This window comes from Parasedimentitalea psychrophila, assembly GCF_030285785.1.
GTDB lineage: Bacteria > Pseudomonadota > Alphaproteobacteria > Rhodobacterales > Rhodobacteraceae > Parasedimentitalea > Parasedimentitalea psychrophila.
Window position 1 is genome coordinate 3,259,585 of sequence record NZ_CP127247.1, and the last position, 22,487, is coordinate 3,282,071.

Sequence of the window (22,487 nt, forward strand, 5' to 3'; positions counted from 1 at the left end):
GATATGGAACTCAAAGGTCAGAAGATCACGATAATTGGCGGCGGCATCGGTGGGCTGACCGCGGCGCTGGCTCTGCAGCGAAAAGGCGCCGAGGTCACGGTGCTGGAGCAGGCCGAGGCGATTTCCGAAGTTGGCGCCGGGCTGCAGATCACGCCCAACGGGGTGGCGGTACTGGCGGCTCTCGGACTGAACGATGATTTGGCCTGGTGCTCGCAGCGGGCAAGGGCTGTTTGTTTGCGGCACTATCGTCACGGCCGCCAAGTGGTGCGGCTCGACCTTGACCAATATGCCGGCGGTCAGAATTTCTATTTTGTGCATCGCTCGGACCTGATTACGATGCTGGCTGATGCGGTGCGTCGGGCCGGAGTGCAGGTTCGATTGCTGCAAAAGGTCGAGCGGGTGGAGACGGGACCGTCTCCGGTGGTGCATCTGTCCCGCGGCGCCCAATGCGGCGGTGACCTGGTGATTGGTGCCGATGGATTGCACTCGAAAGCCAGAAAAGCCTTTAACAATCCAGGCCAGCCAGCGTTCACCGGTCAGGTGGCCTGGCGGGCGACAGTGCCCAATCTGATGCAACTGCCAGCCGAAGCGCAGGTGTTCATGGGGCCCAAGAAACATCTGGTTGCCTATCCCTTGCGGGACGGCAAACAGGTGAATTTGGTCGCGGTACAAGAGCGCAGTGCCTGGGCGAAAGAAGGCTGGAACCACAGCGATGATCCGGCCAATCTGCGGGCGGCTTTTCGGGAATTTGGCGGCATCGCTGGTGGTCTGATATCGGCGGTCGATGATGTACGTCTTTGGGGGCTGTTCCGTCATCCGGTGGCGAAAAACTGGTATCAGGGGCATGTCGCAATTCTGGGCGATGCCGCGCATCCAACGCTGCCGTTCATGGCGCAAGGGGCCAATATGGCGCTGGAAGACGCCTGGGTATTGACCGAATCTCTGATCGCAGCCGACACTATCGAGGCCGGACTAAAGCGCTATCAGCATCAACGATACACCCGCACGCTGCGCATCGTTGAGGCGGCCAATCATAACGCCTGGAAGTACCACCTGCGGGCTCCGCTGGCATGGCCGGCGCATCAGGCTTTGAAGCTGGGAGGCCGGTTCGCGCCGCAGCGAATGGTCCGCCAGTTTGACTGGATATATGGGCATGACGTAACCGCCGAAGTTTCGTGAATTAGGCTCGGCGGCTACAGTCTTGCCCATGCAGTGAGACCGCGGGTGAACTGGTGTCAGTATAGGGCCGACCTCAGAGGTCCGGCCTCAGAGGTCCAGGTCGATCCAGATGGGCACATGGTCCGACGGTTTCTCGCCGGCCCGCACCTGTTTGTCGATTTGACAGTCCAGCAGCAAGTCTGCAGCCTGCGGTGTCAGCAGGAAATGATCAATTCGGATGCCGTCGTCCCGGTTCCAGGCGCCAGCCTGATAATCCCAGAATGAATAATGGCCAGGGCCCTGGTGGCGGGCGCGAAATGCTTCTGTAAAGCCCAAATTGACGATGCGCCGGTAGGCGGCGCGGCTTTCTGGCCGGTACAATGCGTCCTCCAGCCAGGCCTCTGGTCGCTTGGCATCTTCGGCCTGCGGTATGATGTTGTAGTCGCCAGCCATCAGCGCCGGGGTATCTCCTGACATCAGCTCGACGGCGCGCGCTTGCAATCGCTGCATCCAGCGCATTTTGTAATCATATTTGCCACCCGGTACCGGGGAGCCGTCGTCCTGTAGTTCCACGGGGTTGCCATTTGGCAGGTAGAGGCCGCAAATGCGCAGGGCCTGTTTGCCAATCACTGTCGCCTCAATCCAGCGCGCCTGAACATCGTCGTCGTCGCCGGGCAATCCCCGCGTCACGTCCTCCAGCGGCAGCTTTGACAGGATCGCAACACCGTTAAAGCCCTTTTGGCCATGAGTTTCGACGTTATAGCCCCGGTCTTCGAACAGCGCGCGCGGGAAGGCCTCATCGACCGATTTGACCTCTTGCAGCAGCACCACGTCGGGCTGGGCGTCATCCAGCCAGGCCGGGAGAGCCAAAGCGCGGGCTTTGATGCCATTGATGTTAAAACTGGCGATTTTCATCTCAGGTCTCCTGTTGGGCTGAGTGAGATCTATTGCCGATGTTGGCGGCAGGGGCAAGCTGGCGATGTGAACATGGCGACCGAATCGGGCGCTGGGGCGATCAATTTGATAGTGAAATATCGCAAAATAAACCCTCGGTATGGTTAAGAAGTCTTGCAGTTTTGCGGTAGCGGGTGCTGGTGGTTGAATATTTTTTGATTATTTATTGAGCAATTATTTCATGGAGTTGTGACGCGAAGCTCTCTGAAATATGAGATATCATACAATTATGAGTATATTTTAGAAACAAATATCGCGTTAAGAGTGCAACTGCGATCTGTGCCCATTCAACCCGTTTAAGGAGTTTATTCCATGACCGCTCTTCGTAAAAATACAGCGTTTACCAGTGACCACGTATCCACAGTGTCCAGTCTTTTTGACGGTGATGACACCGCATTGTTTTCCTCTGGCTCCATTGCTGAGATGAGCGCCGATATTTTCAATGGAGAGGCAATCGGCGCCTTTTCTTCGGGATCGGCTCCGACCTCTGTATCCGCGTGTTTGGCAGGTGAGGGCACTCAATTGTTTTCCTCGGGCTCCGCGCCAACCCGGCTTCAGTTGACCACTTTGGGCGAGGGGACGCAGATGTTCTCGTCAGGCAGCTAACAGCGCCTGCTCTTTGCCCCATCAGGGCGCCTTGTGATTACGTGGACTGAAAGAAAGTTATCGAATGTCAAACGTCATTCCACTCAGGGCGCCAGGTGCGCAACCCAGTTTTGATCAGCAATGCACTGCGCTCATTGATAATTTTGCACAGCACCGGCGACAGCAAGGCGATGTGTTCTGGCTAAAGGAAAATGCCGAGCTGTTGAATATTTTGGAATGCACCGGGGCCAAGTTTAGCGAAGACCAGCTGCGGCCACTGATCAGTTTCTACCATCAGATCGAAGATCAGATATGCTTTTTCCAGCAATATTATCGCTTCATTTTGTCGATTTGCCTGGATCTTGAGGATCTGGGGCTGGCGGGACGCAAGGGTGAAGATATTGCCTATTGGGTGGCGCAGCAGGGGTTGGCCGAGGCCGAGTTGTCAGACCTTCAACGTGCTGAAGCGCACCGGCTGATGCAGCGGCGCGGCATCAAGGCCGTCGGCGATTATGCCGCCCTGGAACACCGCCTTCGCTGCTTCATCAATCGATCTGACACATTTGCGCTGCCCAATCGCAAAGCGGCCTATGAGTTGACCCATATCGTGTTCTACCTGTCGGAGTACGGTCGTCTTGATCCGCAGCTGGAGTCGAGCGCGCTGATCAGTCTCGAATATGCCGGGCTGCTGGCCTATCTGGATCAGAACTCGGACCTGCTGGCAGAGGTGTGTATCGCCTTGCACTATGCCGGAAAGCCGCCACCGGTGGAATGGATGGGCTGGCTTTTGCGGCAGACGGCTGGTTTTGTTCTGACCGGCGATGGCCCGGGGCAGACACCGGACGCATATCACCAGTATTTTGTGTGCAACTGGCTGATGGCGGCGACGCAGCACTCATATTTTGCGCAGCGGGTGCCGCCGGGAGCGATGCAGATCAGGCAAAGCGCCAGCCGAACCGGGCCGCTGCGGCAGATGTCACAGATGTTATATGAACTGCAGGATCACAGGAGCGCCGACTGGCCCTTGATGCGGCGGCATTTGCAATCCGGCCTGAGCCAGGAATTCCATGATATTTTGAGCGCCGCCGAAAGCAGTACCAGCAATTTTGAACGCTTCTTTGCTGGGTTCGCTCGGGCCGGCACGGCCTTTGCCTAGCCGCAGTCGAAGCCTCTGAAAACACCAGCCAAAGCCTGAATTACATTGAAAATGAAGTGCCGCAGCCGCAACTGGCGGTGGCATTGGGGTTTTCGATGGTGAAGCGCGCCCCGATCAGTTCCTCGGTGAAATCAATCACTGCGTTTTCCAGGAATGGCAGTGACACGGAATCAACCACCACCTTTTCGCCCTGACCTTCCAGCACCAGATCGTCGGTCTTGGCGCTGTCCAGCTCAATTTCATACTGAAATCCGGAACAGCCACCGCCTTCGACGGCAATCCGCAGGGCCTGACCCTGTCCGGCAGCGCCGATCTCTGCCAGCCGGGCAAAGGCACGGTCAGTTACTTTTGGTGGCAGTTGCATGCCCGTCTCCACGATGTTCTGTTGCGGTGTCATCCATTATATAGAAAGGTAGTGGCTGGGCGACAAGATTTGCAAAGGAAAAGATTTAAGATGCATGCGCCTTATGCTTCAAAACCAGAAAACACTCGTGGGCGATTGGTCGAGGAGGACGAGAGCAGCTTTCGCTCGCCTTTTCAGCGCGACCGCGACCGGATCATTCACGCCAGCGCCTTTCGGCGGCTCAAACATAAGACCCAGGTCTTTGTTGAGCATGAGGGCGACAATTACCGCACCCGGCTGACCCATACGATTGAGGTGGCGCAGGTCGGGCGAACCATTGCCAGGGTCTTGGGGTTGAACCAGGAACTGACCGAGGCGGTGGCCTTGGCGCATGATCTGGGACACACGCCCTTTGGCCACACAGGCGAGGACGCGCTGCATGCCCTGATGGCGCCCTATGGCGGTTTTGATCACAACGCGCAGGCGATCCGCATCGTGACCGCGCTGGAGCGTCATTATGCCGAATTCGACGGGTTGAACCTGACCTGGGAAACGCTGGAGGCGATTGCCAAGCACAACGGCCCGGTGGTGGGAGAGCTGCCCTATGCTCTGTCTGACTATAACGCCAGGCATGACCTGGAGCTTCACACCCATGCCAGCGCCGAGGCGCAGGTGGCCGCGTTGGCCGATGATGTTGCCTACAACAATCACGATCTGCATGACGGCTTGCGCGCCGGGCTGTTTAGCGATGCTGATATTTCTGAGCTGTCGATGATTGGGCCTGCCTACGCCCAGGTGGACCATCTGTATCCCGGATTGGATCCCAGCCGTCGCAGACACGAGGCGCTTCGCCGGGTGTTTGGCGTCATGGTGGGCGATGTGATCGACACCTCACGTGGGTTGATTGCTCAGACCGGCGTCCAAGCCGTCGAAGCCGTGCGGGCCTTGGATCACCCGGTGGTTCAGTTCTCGGACCGGATCTGGAGTGAGTTGAAGGAAATCCGCGGCTTTCTGTTCACCCGCATGTATCGCGCGCCGTCGGTGATGGTGAAGCGCTCCGAGGTGAGCAAGGTGGTGGAGGCTCTGTTCCCCTATTACCAGCAGAACCCGCTGCAAATGCCGGACCGCTGGCACGCCGAGATAAAAGCGGCCAACAGTGAGACCGCGCTGGCGCGGATTGTGTCGGATTATATCGCCGGCATGACCGACCGCTTTGCCCTGCAGGAACATCAGCGATTGATCTTGGGGCTGGAGGTGACCAAGTAAGGGCCCTGTGTTTGGGGCTGGAAATATGAGCGGTGTGAAACTGGCCCTATGAGCTTTGTGCATTATTCTTTCTTTGTGAGGGAGGCCGGCAGGGAGACTGGCAGGGAGACCAGAATGACACATTGGACCGTTATTTTTCAGGATGCCCCTGAAATGACCAAGATCCGGGCCGACAAGGCGCGCCGGGATGCCCATATTGCCTATGTGCGTGGGCGGCCGGGATTGCAGATTGGTGGCACTTTGGCGCTATGCCCGCAGCAGGATTTTCCGGGCGCAATCTGGACTGTCGAGGCCGAAACCCGTGCCGAGGTGGAGAGATTGGTGCTAAAGGATCCCTATTATGTCCCGTCGCTGCGCCGGTATTCCATTGATATCCAGGGTCAGACCTCTGTGGTGCAGGGCATGCTAGCCTAAGCCGAATTTTGGGGGTGGGGGCGCCATATGGCCCGCGATTGCAGCCCAGCACTGCTGCTGATGCAGTCCATAAGATATTGACCCTTGGGCTGGGCGTGATACTTCGCGTGACTGAACCTATGGGACGCCAGACATGAACCTGTTTACAGATATCCGCTCGCTTGTGATTGAAAGCCTCGACACTATGGTGTCTGACGGCACACTTCCGGCAGGTTTGGACCTGCGAAATGTTGCGGTTGAGCCCCCCCGCGATGCGGCCCATGGCGACATGGCCACCAATGCGGCGATGGTGCTGGCCAAAGCGGCCAAGAAAAAGCCACGCGACATTGCTGATGCTCTGGCGGCCAAGCTGGTTGCGGATGACCGGATCACCTCGGCCGAAGTGGCGGGGCCGGGGTTTCTGAACATACGTCTGGCGACGTCAATCTGGCAAGACATCCCGAAATCAGTGCTTGATTCTGGCCTGGATTTTGGCCGCTCCGATATGGGGCAGGGGCTGAAGGTCAACGTCGAATATGTCTCGGCCAATCCCACCGGTCCGCTGCATGTGGGCCACACCCGGGGGGCGGTCTTTGGTGACGCGCTGGCCAGTCTGCTGGATTTTGCCGGCTATGACGTGACCCGCGAATATTACATCAACGATGGTGGCGGCCAGGTCGATGTTTTGGCGCGGTCAGTGTACCTGCGCTATCTTGAGGCACACGGCCAAGAGGTTGCCTTTCCCGATGGCACCTATCCCGGCGATTACCTGATCGAGACCGGCAAGGCGCTGAAGGACAAGGTGGGCGACGCCTATGTTGACCAGCCCGAGGATGTCTGGCTGCAAGAGGTCCGGACCTTCTCCACCGACGCAATGATGGTGTTGATCCGCGCTGACCTGAAATCACTGGGCGTGGTGATGGATAAATTCTATTCCGAAAAGTCTCTCTATGGCACCGGCCGCATCGAAGCGGCTATTTCCGAGCTGGACGGCAAGGGGCTGATCTATCAGGGCGTGCTGGAGCCACCAAAAGGCAAAAAGCCCGAAGACTGGGAACCGCGCGAGCAGACTCTGTTCAAATCCACCGAGCACGGCGATGATGTTGATCGCCCGGTCAAGAAATCTGACGGTGCCTGGACCTATTTTGCCCCCGATATCGCCTATCACTATGACAAGGTTGACCGCGGCTTTGACATGCTGATCGACGTCTTTGGCGCCGATCACGGTGGCTATGTCAAGCGGATGAAGGCGGCGGTTTCGGCGTTGTCTGATGGCCGGGTGCCACTGGATATCAAGCTGACCCAGCTGGTCAAACTGTTCAAGGACGGCCAGGAATTCAAAATGTCCAAGCGGGCGGGCACCTTTGTGACCCTGCGCGACGTGGTGGACCTGGTGGGGGCGGATGTTACCCGCTTTGTGATGCTGACCCGCAAGAACGATGCGCCGCTGGACTTTGATTTTGCCAAGGTGCTGGAGCAGTCGAAGGACAATCCGGTGTTCTATGTGCAATACGCCAATGCCCGGATCTGCTCAACCCTGCGTAAGGCGGTTGTCGAGGGAATCGCCATTGACGATGCAACCCTTGGTGCTGCGGATCTGACGCTGCTGGCGGACGGCGCGCAGATCATGGTGGCCAAGAAGCTGGCAGAATGGCCGCGTCTGGTCGATATCGCCGCGCGCACCCATGAACCACACCGGGTGGCCTTCTACCTCTATGATCTGGCCTCAGACCTGCACGGGCTTTATCATATGGGCAAATCCAATGACAATTTACGATTTGTTAACACAAGCAACCAATCGGCAACACATGCGAATTTGGCACTGGCGCGGGCCGTTTCGATTGTTATTTCCGCTGGTTTGGGTATTCTGGGAGTGACTCCGGCGCAGGAGATGCGGTAACAAAATCGCCCAAAGCGCTGGTCTGAGGCAGTTCAAGAGACCCTGAAAATGCGCGTTGACGCATCAGCTGGGCAGTGAGGCGGACATGGCGTTTAACGCGCAAGCTGGCGAGAGCCAGGCGTATTCTTTGCAAGGTGCATCCTCGTCCCGGGGTGCGCCCGATGATGGCCGGTACCAGACACAATACCAGCAGCATGAACCGCAGGCCTATGGCCAGGCGGATCCTCTTGCGACGAATGAGGATGCCCCGATTGCCTTCTCGGGGGATGTCACCAGGACACTGGGTTTTTTGGGCGCTGTGGCCTCGCTGGCCCTGATCGTGGGCGTCGGCGTTTGGGGCTACAAACTGGTGGCGCGGGACGTCAGTGGGGTGCCAGTTGTCCGGTCTCTGGAAGGCCCAATGAGGGTTCAGCCCGAAAATCCAGGTGGTCAGGCCGCCGTCAATCAGGGGCTGGCGGTCAATGCGGTTGCCGCCAATGGTATTGCGTCGGATCCGGCGGACCGGTTGATTCTGGCGCCCAGCTCGCTGCGCCTGACCGAGGATGACGTTCCTGTGGCCGAAGTGGTCATTTCCGGATCTGCTGCACCGGTTCAGGCGCTGAACGATGCGGGCCAGGCAGCCGAATCCGCCGCCACTCAGCCCACTGAAATTGACGTGCTGGTTGCGGCGTTGACTGCTGGTGTTACACCTTTGAGCACCACGACAAACCGGGTGGGGGCAACCCTGGCCTCGGCTTCGGCAGCCTCGATCGTGCAACCCGCACCCCTGCTACCTGTCAGGTCTGAAACGGCGGTTACCGCTCCGGCTGTGCTCAATGCGCCCGGTGTCAAAGTGTCGTTGCGTCCGCTGGTGCGCCCCGCACGGTTTTCACCCTCGTTGTATAGCGCCTCCGCCTCTCAGGGGCGGTCAACGCTGGAGGTTGATGCCGCCAGCCTGCCTGCGGGCACGCGTTTGGCCCAGCTGGGGGCCTATGAAAGCGCCGATGTGGCGCGGGCCGAGTGGGATCGTATTTACGGAAGGTTCGAAGATTATCTGGAGGGCAAAAAACGGGTGATCCAAAAAGCACAAAGCGGCGGCCGGACCTTTTACCGGCTTCGGGCCATGGGGTTCGCTGACCTGTCTGGCGCCCGGCGCTTCTGCGCAACGCTGGTGGCCGGCAAGGCCGATTGCATTCCTGTGACCACTCGCTGATGCGGTTCGGGGCCACCATTCTGGACGCCGCAGGCCTGCGGCTGACAGCCGAGGAAGTGGCGCTGTTTCGCGATGCCAACCCGTTTGGCTTTATCCTGTTTGCCCGCAACATCGACACGGCGGACCAGATCCGCGCCCTGTGCGATGATTTCCGCAATGCGGTGGGGCGCAACTGTCTTATTACTATTGATCAAGAGGGTGGCCGGGTTCAACGCCTGCGCCCACCACTGGCCCGTCAGTGGCTGGCGCCGTTGGACCATGTTGCGCGGGCGCAGGCGACTGCGCCGCCCTGCGACGAGCCGACGGCTGTCGCCCGCGCCATGTATCTGCGCTATCGGCTGATCGCGGACGAGCTGCAGGGGCTCGGAATCGATAGCAATTGCGCGCCAATGGTCGACTTGGCCGGCAACGACACCCATCCATTTCTGAAAAACCGCTGCTACGGCAGCGATGCGCAGACCGTCGCAGACATTGGCCGCGCTTCGGCGCAAGGCTTGCTGGACGGAGGCGTTTTGCCGGTGTTGAAGCACCTGCCAGGGCACGGGCGTGCGACGGCAGACAGCCATCACGATCTGCCGCATGTGGGCACCGATAGGGCCACCCTCAACCGCACTGACTTTGAGGCGTTCCGCGCCCTGAATGATCTGCCAATGGGGATGACCGCGCATTTGGTCTATGACGCTATAGATCCGAAGCCAGCCACGTTGTCCCCGGTGATGATGCGGCTGATCCGCGAGCAGATTGGCTTTGATGGGTTGGTCATGACCGATGATATCTCGATGAAGGCGCTGAAAGGCGCTCCGGCTGACATGGCCCGCGCGTCGCTTGATGCCGGATGTGACGTCGCACTGTACTGCAACGGCCCAATTGCCGAGCGCTCGGCAGTGGCCCAGGCTGCTGGCGAAATGACCGAGGCAGCGCAAATTCGCGCCGAACGGGCCCTTGCGGCCCGCCAAACCCCCGTTGAACTTGACATTGCTGCCGCCGAAGACGAACTATCTGCCCTCATGGGCGGACAGGTATATGGCTGACGATCTGTTTCAGGAGACTGCGCAATCGGTGGCCGAAAGGCTGGCGGCTGAAGCACTGATTGTGGATGTTGACGGGTATGAGGGGCCGCTTGACGTGCTGCTCAGCCTGTCGCGCAGCCAAAAAGTCGACCTTCGCAAGATCTCTGTTTTGGAGCTGGCCCGACAATACCTGAGCTTTGTGGAACGTGCCAAGCTGCTGCGGATCGAACTGGCTGCGGATTATCTGGTGATGGCGGCCTGGCTGGCCTTCTTGAAATCGCGACTGCTGTTGCCCCCCGAACCGGGTGAAGAGGGGCCCAGCGGCGAAGAGCTGGCGGCACATCTGGCCTTTCAGCTGGAGAGGTTGCAGGCCATGCGCGACGCTGCCGCTCAGTTGATGGCGCAGGACCAGCTGGGGCGTGACTTCTTTGCCCGTGGTCAGGCGGAAGACATCACCCGGATCAAAACCGTGACCCACAGTGCCACGCTGCTGGATCTGATGCAGGGCTATGCCCGCATCCGCACCCGCGATGATTTTCGCCCCTTTGTGGTTGATCGTGACTCTGTGTTCACCATGGAGGAGGCGCTGGAGCGGATGCGCGGGTTGATCGGCTTTACCGGCAGCTGGACGGATATGCTCAGCTATCTGCCAGATGGCTGGCACAGTGACCCGGTGCGGCGCCGCTCGGCGACCGCTGCGACCTTTGCGGCGGCGTTGCAGCTGGTCAAAGAAGGTAAACTTGAACTGCGCCAGTCAGAGATCTACGCTCCGATTCAATTGCGCAGCTGCGGCGAGGGCCATTAATGGAAGACCACAGTACAGTTTCTGACGGCGAAAGCCTGTTTGATGCGCCGCTGATGGCCGAGCAGGAACGTATGGTCGAGGCGGTTCTGTTCGCCAGTGCCACGCCTGTCACCCTGCGGGATCTGCAAGCGCGGATGCCGCATGGCTGCAACCCGGCCGAGGCGCTGGCGCATCTTCGCAAGACATATGAGGGGCGTGGTGTGCAGGTGGTTCGGGTCGGCGACACCTGGGCGATGCGGACGGCGCGTGATCTGGGCTTTCTGATGCAGAAAGAGACTGTCGAGACCCGCAAGCTGAGCCGGGCTGCGATCGAGACCCTCGCCATCATCGCCTATCACCAGCCCGTCACCCGCGCCGAGATCGAGGAAATTCGCGGCGTCTCGGTGTCGCGGGGCACCATTGATCAACTGCTCGAAATGGAGTGGATCCGGCTGGGGCGGCGCAAAATGACGCCGGGGCGTCCGGTGACCTTTGTGGTGACACCGCATTTTCTCGATCATTTTGGGCTTGAGAGCGCCCGCGATCTACCGGGGCTGAAAGAGCTGCGGTCCGCCGGCTTGCTGGATAATCGCCCACCGCCCGGGGCCTTGGAACTTGGCGATCTGGATGAGGCAGACGAAGAGCAGCCGGAACTGTTTGAGGACTGAATTCACCACCGTTCTGACGCCTCTAAATGGACTTAATCCTCTGTTAAAAAATGCGACGGACTGCAGGGAGTACTGGTATGAATCTAAATTCCATCATCAACATGGTCATCAGGCAGGTTATGCGCCGGGCGGTTAATTTTGGCGTCGGTGCAGGTATCAAAGCGGCCACCAGGCTGGGCAAGAACTCCCGTGGAGGCGACAGTCGGGGATCGACAATGCCTGTCCCCGGATCAGATCGCAAGCGGGCTGCTAAACAGGCGCGTCTGACGCAACGGGGGCCATGGAAGTAGCGCGCCGCAGGCTAAGGGATTCGACCGCCTCGATCAGACATAACAGCGCCGAAATCGCCAGGCATCCAGCCAGCCCCCAGCGGGCATAGGCCTGATCTCCCAGAACCGGCACCGCAAAGATGCACAGATATGTAGCGGTGCTGTATAGCCCCATGATGGCGCCGCGTTGCGACGGATCCAGCGCGGTCAGGCGGGCCACCAGCAGGTTCAGGCCCAGATGCTGAACAATCCCCCAGACAACCGCTATCATCAACATGGCGTGAAACGATTCCGTCAGGGTCGCCATGCCGAGGTATATCAGGGAAATGGCCAGAAACACCGGGGCGGTTGCCCGCGCCAGACCCAGCCGGTCCAGCAGCGGATCCAGCAGCACCGCGAGACCAAAGCCAACTCCATAGAACAGCGGGATCAACCCGGCCTTTGTGGTGCTGAGCCCCAGAGCCACGGTGACATGGGCGCCAATAAAGAAATAGGTGAGGTAAAAACCCAGCATCAGCATCACCGTCGCCAGCAAGCCACGGGCCATGCCGGGCACTCTCAGCGCCGTCAGCGGCGATGTGCCTGGGTTTCCGCTGGTGCCCAACTGACGCAAGCCGGAACTGAGCAGCCAGAGAAGGGCAGTGCCAACAGCCAGCGCCGTGTAAACAGCCCGCCAGCCTGCCAGGTCGGTGAGCCAGGCTCCGGCGCTGACGCCCAGCACCAGCGACACCGTCCAGCCGGTCAGCACCGCCCCCATGGTCTGCGCCTCGCGCCCCTTTGGGGCGATGGTGATGGCCAATGTGTAGATCGAAGGCAGCGCCGCGCCGGCCGCCAATCCGCAAAGCGCTTGGGCAGCAATCAGGGCCGCAAGGTTTGGCGCCCAAGCGCTGGCCGCCAGTCCGAAGGTCAAAACGACCAGCGCCGCCCGCAGCAGGCGCCCGGCGCCAAACCGGTCACCCAGCGGCGCCAGCACCAAAGCGGCAGCCGCGACGCCCAGCCCATAGGCGCTGGCGGCCTGCATGACCTGCGCTGCGCTGACCTGCAATTCACTACCCACGGCGGTCACCAGCGGCGACAGCAACAGGGAATTTGCACCGATGACACCAATGGCACTCAGCAGAATAAGAATGGATGCCAACATGGGCTTGCCCTCGAATTGTGTTCAGGAAGATCTCGTATTGGCTGAACCGTGTTCTGTGAAATGACGAAAGACCCGCTGCCGTAGATTTATGATACCCAGGGCGGGCTGCGGCGGCTATTCAATCATAATCGTCTGACGCAGGGCGCCGCTTTCGGCATCCAGAATCAGAATGCGGTTGTCGTCAGTGACCACGGCAATCCAGCCCTTGCCAAAGGTGACGGCGGTGGGCGTGGTGCCATCGGGCAGGGTGATGCTGTCGGGTAATGTTACAGCTTTATCCGACAAGCGGATGACAAGCAGGCTAATTACCACTACAAGCCCGCCAATCATGACCGCGGTGAGCGTGGTCACCAGCCGTCTCAGGAACTTTAGCTGAGCTGGCTCTTGGATTTCGGGTTCGGAAGGACGTGTCATGGGCAGCCGCCAAATTGAGTTTGTCATTGCGGAAAATCCGCCTAACCGGCTTGATAAGGCGCTTTCGCGGAATGTGCCAGAGGAAGCAACCCTGTCGCGCACCCGGTTGGCCCGGTTGATCGCTGCCGGGTCGGTGACTGTGGACGGTGTGGTGGTCGTAGACCCCAAGGCCAAGATTGCTGAGGGTGCAATGATCCTGGTCACCGTGGAAGAGGCCGAGGACAGTCATATTGGCCCCGAAGACATCGCGCTGGATGTGATCTATGAAGACGATGATCTGATTGTGGTGAACAAACCGGTTGGCATGGTTGTGCACCCGGCGCCGGGCACCCCGTCGGGGACCTTGGTCAATGCGCTGTTGCACCACTGCGGTGACAATCTGTCCGGTGTGGGCGGCATAAAGCGCCCCGGTATCGTGCACCGTATCGATAAGGAAACCAGTGGCTTGCTGGTGGTGGCCAAGTCTGATGTGGCGCATCAGGGGCTGGCCAAGCAGTTCGAAAAACACACGGTTGAGCGCTATTACCGCGCCATTTGCTACGGTGTTCCAGATGCCAATGATCCGCGCCTGCGCGGTATCAGGGGCACCAGTTTTGAACCCGGCAACATTCTGAAACTGACCACCCAACTGGCGCGGCACAAGTTTGATCGCCAACGGCAAGCAGTGCTGTTTCAGGGCGGCCGCCATGCGGTGACACGGGCGCGGATTGTGGAGCCCTTTGGCAATCCCGGTGTTGTGGCACTGATTGAATGCTGGCTGGAAACCGGCCGCACCCATCAGATCCGGGTCCATATGGCCCATGCTGGTCACGGGCTGGTGGGCGACCCGACCTATGGCGGGCGGCGCAAGCTGGCGGGTAAGTCACTGGCTCCAGTTGCACATGACGCCTTGCGGGCCTTTCCGCGTCAGGCGCTGCATGCTGCGGTTCTGGGCTTCGTGCATCCGGTATCGGGCGAGGAAATGCGGTTCGAAGCACCGATGCCAAGCGACATGGAAGCGCTGATGGAGCAGTTGCGACTGCCGGCAGAGCAGTCCAGACCGGCTTGAGGGAGGGCCTGAGGGAGGGCCCGAGCGTTTGACCTGAGCGCACTATGTGGCCCGGCTGCAAGGCCGGGCGGCTGCAGTGCCGTTGCAGGCGGATAGCGGTCTTAACTTTTTGGCAACTTTTTGCACATCCCTGTGAAGCAGATCACAGACGCGCCTTCTCGTGTTAGTATATCAGAAAGTTGCAGCACCTCTTGAAAGGGAGACAATGCTGACCCATATGCTGATATGTTAAGTCTTTATACATTAGGGAGGGGCACACTACATGGCGAATTTTAAGAACCTACCTGCACCAACACCAGAGGGCGGACTGAACCGCTATATGCAGGAAATCCGTAAGTTTCCGCTGCTGGAACCGGAAGAAGAATACATGCTGGCCAAGGCCTGGGTGGAAAAGGAAGACACCGGTGCCGCGCACCGTATGGTCACCTCGCACCTGCGGTTGGCGGCAAAGATTGCAATGGGCTATCGTGGCTACGGATTGCCTCAGGCTGAGGTGATTTCAGAGGCCAACGTTGGTTTGATGCAGGCGGTGAAGCGGTTTGACCCCGAGCGTGGGTTCCGGCTGGCAACCTATGCGATGTGGTGGATTAGGGCGTCTATTCAGGAATATATCCTGCGGTCCTGGTCGCTGGTGAAACTGGGCACGACCTCGGCGCAGAAGAAGCTGTTCTTCAATCTGCGCAAGGCCAAGGCCCGCATCGGTGCGCTGGAAGACGGCGACATGCACCCCGACAACGTCAAGCGCATTGCCACTGATCTGGGCGTGACCGAGGCCGAGGTGATCTCGATGAACCGGCGGATGTCGGGCGGAGATGCTTCGCTGAATGCCACCGTGGGGTCCGAAGGCGAAGGCACCATGCAATGGCAGGACTGGCTGGAAGACGAAAGCGCTGATCAGGCTGGCGATTACGAAGAACGCAATGAGCTGGACGCCCGTCGTGAGTTGCTGGGGGAGGCGCTTGAAGTGTTGAATGACCGTGAAAAGGACATTCTGACCCAGCGCCGTCTTGCCGAAAAGGCCATGACCCTGGAGCAGTTGAGCGGCCAGTACAGTGTCAGCCGCGAGCGGATCCGTCAGATCGAGGTGCGGGCCTTTGAAAAGCTGCAAACGAAGATGCGGGAACTGGCGCTGGCCAAAGGTATGATGGCCACAGCGTAACGCGATTTTTCGGGATTGAAATGCAAGAAAGGCGGTGCTTATGCGCCGCCTTTTTTGATGCTGGCATCGTCCTGCAGGCGGGACCGGAAACCGGCTGGATTCGCTGGCAAAGGAATGCTGGCTGACAGGATGCGGCTGGCTGTTGGGGTCGTTTCAGCGACTGGCTAGGGCAGGGCCCTTGGCTGGCATGGCTGGCTGAACGCATTGGGGGGCTGGCGTGTCTGGCTATCTGGCGTGCCCTGCGGGCTGGCTGGATTGGCTCGATGCTTGCAGCCCAATGAGTTTGGCTGGCTGCATGTCTTGCCGCCTAGATAGGCCAGCACCAGCGCGGGGTCAATGTGGAAATGTAATAAAATCATATACTTGACAGTAATTGTCGGAATTGAATGGCCGGCAAAAACCATCAGATAGGCTGCGGCAACAAAAAACCCGCCCAGGCTGTCGCGGGCGGGTTTGAGATGGTCCCCTTGCAGGGTCTGGGATCAGTCCAGTCTGGCGCGCAGAACCCGGAGCATGTTTTCACCAGCGACCTTGCGGATCTGGGTCTCGCTCAGCCCAATGTCCATCATCGCCTGTGTCACTGCCGCCAGCTCGGAGGTGTCAAAGGATGTCGTCACTGAGCCGTCGAAATCCGAGCCCAGCGACACGGCATCTTCGCCCACAACGTCAATGGCAACTTTGATGGCCCGGGCCACCCCGGCGGGGCTGTCGTCGCAGGTGACATCGGCCCAATAGCCAATGCCGATCACGCCGCCAGTGGCAGCGATCTGCTGCATCAACGTGTCGGGGATATTGCGTTTGACCTGGCAGTTCTTGTGAATGCCGCTGTGCGACACCACCAGCGGCATGTCTGTCATTGCCAGCACGTCGCGCACCACCTGGTGGCCCGAATGGGCCAGGTCCAGAATCAACCCTCGGGTCGCCACGGCCTCAACCACCTCGCGGCCAAAATCGGTTAGCCCGGTATTGCCGTCGCCGTGCAAAGACCCGCCCAGTTCGTTGTCAAAGAAATGCTGCAACGCAATCATTCGATAGCCGGCCTGCTGCAGGCCCAGTAGTTTGGCCAGATCGCCCTCAAGAGCATGGGCGCCTTCGATGCCCAGCAGCCCGCCGACCACAGGCTCCCCTGCCAGTTTCAGGGCCATCAATGCATCCAGATCGGCCTCGCTGCGGATGATGCGTAGGTGCCGACCCGAGGCGGCCTGAGCGGCGTGCAGCTTCTCCGATTGATACAGCGCCCGCTGATACAGCGATCCCCAGGTGCGTGGCGGCCAGAGCTGACCAATGGCCAGCAGGGTGATATTATCCCGAGCATCCGCCGCGTTGTGGTCATAATTCATTCCTGCGGGGGTTTTTGTGACCGCCGTGAACATCTGCAACGCCACGTTTCCCTCGATGAGGCGTGGAATGTCGACCTGGCCCCGGGTGCCGCGCCTGTTCAGGTCGCGGTTCCACAGCAGGCTATCGGCGTGCCAGTCGCCAATCAGCAGATCCCTGTGCAGCGCGGTGGCTTCGGGGCTGATTGGGTAGGGCGCGTGTTCGCTCACCACATTGCGCTTTGTCTCCACATATTCCGGGCCGTAAACAAGAAATGTGATAACCGCAATTGCCAGCAGGATCAGCAACCGCCCCAGCCATTTTCCCAACCTGCGCATGTGAATACCCTTTCCCAGATCCATTTTTCCGGTAGCCTAGGGCAGGGCCATAGGGGCGCAAAGGGGAACGTCAGGGCAACACCCCTCTTGCCGGTGGCGGTAACATAGGTAAATTGCACGCATAATCAGGAGAGTGATGATGCAGAAACCAGTGAGATGGGGAATTCTGGGGGCCGCGCAGTTTGCGCGCCAGTTTATGGCGCCTGCGATCCACGCGGCTGAGGGCGCGCAATTGGTCGCGCTCGCCACCTCGAGTTCTGAGAAAGCGGAACCGTTTCGGGCGTTCTGCCCCGATTTGACGGTTTACGGCGATTATGACGCGCTATTGGCCGATCCCGATATCGATGCGGTCTATGTGCCGCTGCCCAATCATCTGCATGTGGAGTGGAGCCTGAAGGCCTTGGCTGCGGGCAAACATGTGCTGTGCGAAAAGCCGATGACCATGCAGGCGGAGCAGTTCGACCAGTTGATCGCTAAGCGAGACGAGACCGGTTTGCTGGCGGCTGAGGCCTATATGATCGTGCATCACCCTCAGTGGCAGATGGTGAAGCGGCTGATTGACGAGGGCGCAATTGGCAAGCTGGCCCATGTCAGCGGCAAGTTCTCATTTGATAACCGGGCGGATACCAATAATATTCGCAACAAGGCCGAGACCGGCGGCGGTGGCTTGCGCGACATTGGCGTCTATGTGTTTGGCGCAGCGCGTTATGCCACGGGTCAGGAGCCGGATGAGATTTCGGCGCGTATTCGCTGGGAAAACGGAGTGGATGCTCTGGCCGAGGTGCAGGCACAATTCCCGGGATTTTCCTATTCCGCCTATGTCAGCATTCGGATGCATCCGTATCAAGAGATGCTGTTCCATGGCGAGACCGGGGTAATACGGCTGACGGCACCGTTCAACGCGCGGGTCTTTGGCGAGGCGCGGGTGGAGCTGCACCTGTCGGGATTAGAGGTGCAGGTGACACGCTTTCCGGCGGATGATCACTACAAGCTGCAGGTTGAGGCCTTTGGCCGCTCGGTGCGCGACGGGGTCAGCTACCCCTGTCCGCTGGAATTCTCGCGCGGCACGCAAGAGATGATTGACCGGGTATTTGAGGTGGCGCAGCCCTTGTGAGGGCTGGGTCGAAACAACAGGAGATGGTGCCATGGCAGGCGGATGGGCAAAGGACGGCGCGGTCAGCGAGCAGATCGAAGCCTCGATCAGTGACGAGCTGGCCCGGATGCAGACCCGCAAGAAACCTGTGGGCGACAGTCTGACCCACTGTGCCGACTGCGAGGAACCGATCCCCGAGAGGCGCCAGATCGCCATCCCCGGTGTCAAACTATGCGTTGATTGCCAGCAGGAGCGCGACGGGACCTATAAGGCCCGCGGCGGGTTCAACCGGCGTGGGTCCAAGGACAGCCAGTTGAAGTAGGTTTGCGGTGATTGACCAGGGTCATATCTGACCCTGGGTGGCCGCGCCCGCCCCTCCCCCACAGGGGAGGGGCGGGCACCGCCGGGCCAAACAGAGAAATGTGGGGCCGGTTTAGTCTTCCATCGCTTCCAGCTCATCAATGAAGCCTGAAATCATGCTGAGGCCCTTGTCCCAGAACTTGGGATCGCTGGCATCCAGACCAAAGGGCGCCAGCAGTTCTTTGTGGTGCTTCGATCCACCGGCTTTCAGCATCTCGAAATACTTGTCCTCGAACCCCTCGTCGCCCTCGGCGTAAACCGAATAGAGCGCGTTCACCAAGCCATCGCCGAAGGCATAGGCATAGACGTAGAACGGTGAGTGCACGAAGTGGGGGATATAGGCCCAGAAGGTCTCGTAGCCGTCCATGAAGTCAAAACACTCGCCCAGGGATTCGGCCTGCACCGACATCCACAGGGCGTTGATGTCATCAGGTGTCAGCTCACCCTCGGCGCGTGCGGCGTGCAGTTTGCATTCAAAATCGTAGAACGCGATCTGGCGCACCACGGTGTTGATCATGTCCTCGACCTTGCCCGCCAGCAGGATTTTGCGCTGCTCTTTGGTTTCGGCCTTGTCCAGCATCTTGCGGAAGGTCAGCATTTCGCCAAACACCGAGGCCGTTTCAGCCAGGGTCAGCGGGGTGGAGGACAGCATTTCGCCCTGACCGGCGGCCAGCACCTGATGCACGCCGTGACCCAGTTCATGCGCCAGGGTCATCACATCGCGCGGTTTGCCCAAATAGTTGAGCATCACATAGGGGTGCACATCGGTGACGGTGGGATGGGCAAAGGCGCCGGGGGCCTTGCCGGGTTTGACGCCAGCGTCAATCCAGCCCTTGGAAAAGAACGGCGCGGCAAGTTCACCCATGCGCGGATCAAAGGCGGTATAGGCCTCCATCACCGTCTGTTCGGCCTCAGCCCAGCTGACGGTGCGGGTGTTTTCCATCGGCAGTGGCGCGTTGCGGTCCCAGACCTGCATCCGCTCTAGCCCCAGCCATTTGCGTTTCAGATCGTAATAGCGGTGGCTCAGCTTGGGGTAGGCGGCGACAACAGCGCTGCGCAGGGCCTCGACCACTTCGGGTTCGACATCGTTGGACAGGTGGCGACCCGCCTGCGCACTGGGCATGCCGCGCCAGCGATCGACGATCTCTTTTTCCTTGGCCTGGGTGTTGTGGACGCGGGCGAAGATCTTGATGTTGTCCTGGAACACTGCCGCCAATTCACGGCTGGCGGCCTCACGTTTGGAGCGGTCCTGCTCGGTGAGCAGGTTCAGGGTGCCCTCAATATTCAGCTCATCGCCGTCGATGCAAAAGGTGAGGCCAGCGATGGTCTCATCGAACAATCGCTCCCAGGCGTCGCCGACCACGCCGAGATCATGCAGGAATTTCTCCAGCTCGTCCGACAGCTGATAGGGCTTCATGGCGCGGATGCGATCAAAGACGGGCTTGTAGCGGGCCAGATCGGTGTTGGCCGCAAAGTGAGCGGTCAGAACGGCGTCGTCGATGCGGTTCAGTTCCAGTGTGAAGAACACCAGCGGGGTGGTAAAGACGGTGATGGCCTCTTGCATGTCCGACATGAACTTGGCGCGGTCGGCATCGGTGGTCAGCTGGTAATAGCGCAGACCGGCATAAGACATGATACGCCCGGCAATACCGTTGATCTTTTCGTTGCGCAGCACGCAGGTCAGCAAGCCGTCAGCGTCGATATCTGCCAGTTTGCCCTCGTAATCGCTGGCAAAACTGCTGCATTCGCTCTCCAGCCACTGCAGGTCGCGTTTCAGCTCGGGGGCGTCTTCGCCGGTGTAGAGATCACTGAGATCCCACTCTGGCAGGTTGCCGAATTGATCGGAACCAGAGGCGGCATTGGCGTCGCGAACGGGGAAGGGGAGTTGGAACATGGTGCACCTCAATATCTAGCGTTTGCAAAACATCTAAGCGGCGCGAAGGGGGATCACAAGCGGTACGAACCGCTTGAAACCGATACTGCCGCTACCCCGGGGGCAGGGGTAGCCCCGGGGTTAGCGGTATTGATCAAACAGGCTGCAGATGCGGTCAAAGACGCGGCTGCGAACCTCAGCGGCTTCCATCATCACCTCGTGTTGGACGTTATCCAGCAAGACCAGCTCGCCACCGGGCCAGCGCGCCATGCGGTCATGAATGGCAGGGCAATCGACGATCTGTTCCTGTTTGCCCAGAAAGGTGATGCAGGGCAGGGCTGGCGAGTCCAGTGCTGCCAGTGCGGCGCAGTCCTGCAAGCCCTGGCCCAGCCAGCCTATCGTTGGCCCGCCAAGCGCCAGACCCGGCTGTGCCTGCAGCTGGTCACGCATCAGTTGATACATTGCGGGATCATTGGTCAGAGTGTTGCCGTCAAAGGGATTTGCCAGCACATAGGTTTGCAGCTCCAATGTTGGTACAAGTTTGCCGCCCAATCCGATGGCGGGGCCAATCTTGCCCATCAGCCTGCTCAAGAGGCGCATTGCCGGGGCGATATCAATGCCCCACATGGGGCCGGTGAACACGCAGGCCTTGACCGGCAGCCCCTCTATCAGCGCCCGCAGACCAATAGCGCCGCCCATCGAGTGGCCGATCAGGAAATAGGGCTTTGGCAGGGCCAGCCGGTCGCCCAGATCCAGCGCTGCCGCGATATCCTTTTGGAAATCCTGAAAATCATCAATATGCCCCAGCCGGCGGTCTGGTAGCATCCGGTCGGCCAGACCCTGACCACGCCAGTCTATGGTCAGGGTGGCATAGCCGCGATTGGCCAGTTCCGCGGCGGCGGGGCCATATTTCTCGATATATTCCGTGCGGCCGGGGAACAGCAGCACTGTGCCCTTGGTCGCGGTCTCAGGCTGCCAATGGCCCACGCGGATGCGCAGGCCATCGCTGGTCTTTACCCAATGGGCCTGACCTCCCTCCGGTCCTTTGGCGATATCGGCAAAAAACGGAGCGGGCTGCAGGTCACCTGGGCGGGCATCCATCAGGCCAGAACCGCCGCCAGCTTCATCGCGGTACCCATGTCGCCGTCAATGGTCAGCTTGCCGGACATAAAGGCGCTGGTTGGGTTCAGCTCGCCGCTAAGGATGTCCTGAAAGGTTTCGGTGTCAGCGGACAGGGTCACATCGGCCTCGTCATCGCTGACCCGTGCGCCATTGGCATCAATCACCACCGCCCCAAGGTCGGCAATCTCAAATTTTGCCGAGGCGTCGAAGTCTGCGCCGGTCAGTTTCTCGTTCAGCGCGTCTGCGGCCTGGGAAAGAATGTCGCTCATCTGGTGTCCTTATTTGATACTGTAGCCAGCACTTCTGCGTGACGGTCCGTCCGTCAGCACTGGAAATCATGGCCTGCGTCGTTACACTGCCTGACATCATGATCATAAACACGTCGAACCTCAAAGCTATCGTGGCGGCAACCCTGCTGTCAGTCACGATTATCTTACCATTTGCCGCGAATGCACAGGATTCAACGGATGAACCGGCGCTGTTATCGGCGCTGGCCGGGGCAGAATCATCGCAAGCACGGCGGCTGGATCGCCAATTGCAGGCGCTCTGGAGCAAAAGCGGCTCAGCCGCGATGGATCTGTTGCTGAAACGCGGTATCGATGGGATCGAACGCGGAGATCTGCCCGAGGCCATCGAGCATCTGACCGCCCTGACCGATCACGCGCCAGAATTCTCCTATGGCTGGTATCAACGGGCGCGGGCGTATTTCCTGATCGGACGCTACGGCCCGGCGGTCGCAGATCTGGAGCGGGCGCTGTTGCTGAACCCAAATGATTACAACGCCATTTTTGCACTGGGCAATGTGTTTGAGCTTTTCCGGGACCCGGAGGCTGCGTATCAGGCCTATCTCAGGGCGCAGGCTATACATCCGCATCACGAGGACGTATCCACGGCCCTGAATAGATTAAGACGCTCGGTTGTGGGCAAAGAACTGTAAGTAGGGC

23 protein-coding genes are annotated in these 22,487 nt (G+C 59.5%); 15 read left to right on the forward strand and 8 right to left on the reverse strand.

Annotation, left to right across the window (positions count from 1 at the left end; all coding sequences use genetic code 11):
• Positions 1-3: 3 nt before the first annotated feature.
• Positions 4-1,179 (forward strand): FAD-dependent monooxygenase, encoded by a 1,176-nt coding sequence (locus QPJ95_RS15890; protein ID WP_270917096.1) that lies wholly within the window; start codon positions 4-6, stop codon positions 1,177-1,179.
• 87 nt (positions 1,180-1,266) lie between these two features.
• On the opposite strand, the gene xth is transcribed toward QPJ95_RS15890, so the two are convergent.
• Complete coding sequence (xth, locus tag QPJ95_RS15895; RefSeq protein WP_270917097.1) at positions 1,267-2,073, reverse strand: exodeoxyribonuclease III; 807 nt, start codon at positions 2,071-2,073, stop codon at positions 1,267-1,269.
• A gap of 351 nt (positions 2,074-2,424) precedes the next feature.
• Here xth and QPJ95_RS15900 point away from each other — a divergent pair, with 351 nt between their 5' ends.
• Positions 2,425-2,718 carry a DUF6749 family protein gene (locus tag QPJ95_RS15900; protein WP_270917098.1) on the forward strand — a complete coding sequence of 98 codons (294 nt, stop codon included), beginning with the start codon at positions 2,425-2,427 and terminating at the stop codon, positions 2,716-2,718.
• A gap of 64 nt (positions 2,719-2,782) precedes the next feature.
• Positions 2,783-3,853 (forward strand): DUF6902 family protein, encoded by a 1,071-nt coding sequence (locus tag QPJ95_RS15905; RefSeq protein ID WP_270917099.1) that lies wholly within the window; start codon positions 2,783-2,785, stop codon positions 3,851-3,853.
• 40 nt (positions 3,854-3,893) lie between these two features.
• Here QPJ95_RS15905 and QPJ95_RS15910 read toward each other — a convergent pair whose 3' ends face one another.
• Positions 3,894-4,217, reverse strand: coding sequence for a HesB/IscA family protein (locus QPJ95_RS15910; protein ID WP_270917100.1), 324 nt, complete (start codon positions 4,215-4,217; stop codon positions 3,894-3,896).
• A 90-nt stretch (positions 4,218-4,307) separates the two neighbouring features.
• Here QPJ95_RS15910 and QPJ95_RS15915 point away from each other — a divergent pair, with 90 nt between their 5' ends.
• The 7 genes from QPJ95_RS15915 to scpB all read left to right on the forward strand — a co-directional run bounded on the left by QPJ95_RS15915 (position 4,308) and on the right by scpB (position 11,409).
• Positions 4,308-5,462, forward strand: coding sequence for a deoxyguanosinetriphosphate triphosphohydrolase (locus QPJ95_RS15915; RefSeq protein WP_270917101.1), 1,155 nt, complete (start codon positions 4,308-4,310; stop codon positions 5,460-5,462).
• A gap of 114 nt (positions 5,463-5,576) precedes the next feature.
• Positions 5,577-5,876 carry a YciI family protein gene (locus tag QPJ95_RS15920; protein ID WP_270917102.1) on the forward strand — a complete coding sequence of 100 codons (300 nt, stop codon included), beginning with the start codon at positions 5,577-5,579 and terminating at the stop codon, positions 5,874-5,876.
• A 133-nt stretch (positions 5,877-6,009) separates the two neighbouring features.
• Positions 6,010-7,755, forward strand: coding sequence for an arginine--tRNA ligase (argS, locus tag QPJ95_RS15925; protein ID WP_270917103.1), 1,746 nt, complete (start codon positions 6,010-6,012; stop codon positions 7,753-7,755).
• A gap of 85 nt (positions 7,756-7,840) precedes the next feature.
• A complete protein-coding gene (locus tag QPJ95_RS15930; RefSeq protein WP_286018138.1) occupies positions 7,841-8,947 on the forward strand; it encodes an SPOR domain-containing protein in 1,107 nt (368 codons plus the stop codon).
• A complete protein-coding gene (gene nagZ / locus QPJ95_RS15935; protein ID WP_270917216.1) occupies positions 8,947-9,978 on the forward strand; it encodes a beta-N-acetylhexosaminidase in 1,032 nt (343 codons plus the stop codon). Before QPJ95_RS15930 ends, nagZ begins: the two co-directional genes overlap by 1 nt.
• Positions 9,971-10,762 (forward strand): segregation and condensation protein A, encoded by a 792-nt coding sequence (locus tag QPJ95_RS15940; RefSeq protein WP_270917105.1) that lies wholly within the window; start codon positions 9,971-9,973, stop codon positions 10,760-10,762. The genes nagZ and QPJ95_RS15940 overlap by 8 nt, the downstream gene beginning before the upstream one ends.
• On the forward strand, positions 10,762-11,409 hold the full coding sequence (gene scpB / locus QPJ95_RS15945; protein ID WP_270917106.1) for an SMC-Scp complex subunit ScpB: 648 nt from the start codon (positions 10,762-10,764) through the stop codon (positions 11,407-11,409). The genes QPJ95_RS15940 and scpB overlap by 1 nt, the downstream gene beginning before the upstream one ends.
• Positions 11,410-11,658: 249 nt before the next feature.
• On the opposite strand, the gene QPJ95_RS15950 is transcribed toward scpB, so the two are convergent.
• On the reverse strand, positions 11,659-12,819 hold the full coding sequence (locus QPJ95_RS15950; protein ID WP_270917107.1) for an MFS transporter: 1,161 nt from the start codon (positions 12,817-12,819) through the stop codon (positions 11,659-11,661).
• A 114-nt stretch (positions 12,820-12,933) separates the two neighbouring features.
• Complete coding sequence (locus tag QPJ95_RS15955) at positions 12,934-13,233, reverse strand: DUF6476 family protein (RefSeq protein ID WP_270917108.1); 300 nt, start codon at positions 13,231-13,233, stop codon at positions 12,934-12,936.
• On the opposite strand from QPJ95_RS15955, the gene QPJ95_RS15960 reads away from it, so the two are divergent.
• Entirely contained in the window at positions 13,232-14,281 is a 1,050-nt protein-coding gene (locus QPJ95_RS15960; RefSeq protein ID WP_270917109.1) for an RluA family pseudouridine synthase, read from the forward strand. The genes QPJ95_RS15955 and QPJ95_RS15960 overlap by 2 nt on opposite strands.
• Positions 14,282-14,543: 262 nt before the next feature.
• The gene (gene rpoH / locus QPJ95_RS15965; RefSeq protein WP_270917110.1) at positions 14,544-15,440 is read left to right on the forward strand and encodes an RNA polymerase sigma factor RpoH; all 897 of its coding nucleotides are present in this window, start codon (positions 14,544-14,546) and stop codon (positions 15,438-15,440) included.
• A 482-nt stretch (positions 15,441-15,922) separates the two neighbouring features.
• Here rpoH and QPJ95_RS15970 read toward each other — a convergent pair whose 3' ends face one another.
• Positions 15,923-17,095 (reverse strand): dipeptidase, encoded by a 1,173-nt coding sequence (locus QPJ95_RS15970; RefSeq protein WP_270917217.1) that lies wholly within the window; start codon positions 17,093-17,095, stop codon positions 15,923-15,925.
• A 139-nt stretch (positions 17,096-17,234) separates the two neighbouring features.
• Here QPJ95_RS15970 and QPJ95_RS15975 point away from each other — a divergent pair, with 139 nt between their 5' ends.
• Together QPJ95_RS15975 and QPJ95_RS15980 are read left to right on the forward strand one after the other, a co-directional pair.
• Positions 17,235-18,209: a Gfo/Idh/MocA family protein gene (locus tag QPJ95_RS15975; protein ID WP_270917111.1), complete on the forward strand. Its 975-nt coding sequence runs from the start codon at positions 17,235-17,237 to the stop codon at positions 18,207-18,209.
• A 31-nt stretch (positions 18,210-18,240) separates the two neighbouring features.
• On the forward strand, positions 18,241-18,510 hold the full coding sequence (locus tag QPJ95_RS15980; protein WP_270917112.1) for a DksA/TraR family C4-type zinc finger protein: 270 nt from the start codon (positions 18,241-18,243) through the stop codon (positions 18,508-18,510).
• 111 nt (positions 18,511-18,621) lie between these two features.
• Here QPJ95_RS15980 and QPJ95_RS15985 read toward each other — a convergent pair whose 3' ends face one another.
• From QPJ95_RS15985 to QPJ95_RS15995, 3 genes are all read right to left on the reverse strand, one after another.
• Positions 18,622-20,442 (reverse strand): M3 family oligoendopeptidase, encoded by a 1,821-nt coding sequence (locus QPJ95_RS15985; protein ID WP_270917113.1) that lies wholly within the window; start codon positions 20,440-20,442, stop codon positions 18,622-18,624.
• Positions 20,443-20,562: 120 nt separating this feature from the next.
• Entirely contained in the window at positions 20,563-21,522 is a 960-nt protein-coding gene (locus QPJ95_RS15990) for an alpha/beta hydrolase (RefSeq protein ID WP_270917114.1), read from the reverse strand.
• The gene (locus tag QPJ95_RS15995) at positions 21,522-21,812 is read right to left on the reverse strand and encodes an SCP2 sterol-binding domain-containing protein (protein ID WP_270917115.1); all 291 of its coding nucleotides are present in this window, start codon (positions 21,810-21,812) and stop codon (positions 21,522-21,524) included. The genes QPJ95_RS15990 and QPJ95_RS15995 overlap by 1 nt, the downstream gene beginning before the upstream one ends.
• 98 nt (positions 21,813-21,910) lie before the next feature.
• Between QPJ95_RS15995 and QPJ95_RS16000 the strand changes: the two genes are divergently transcribed.
• Positions 21,911-22,480, forward strand: a complete 570-nt coding sequence (locus QPJ95_RS16000) for a tetratricopeptide repeat protein (protein WP_270917218.1) — start codon at positions 21,911-21,913, stop codon at positions 22,478-22,480.
• Positions 22,481-22,487: the final 7 nt, after the last annotated feature.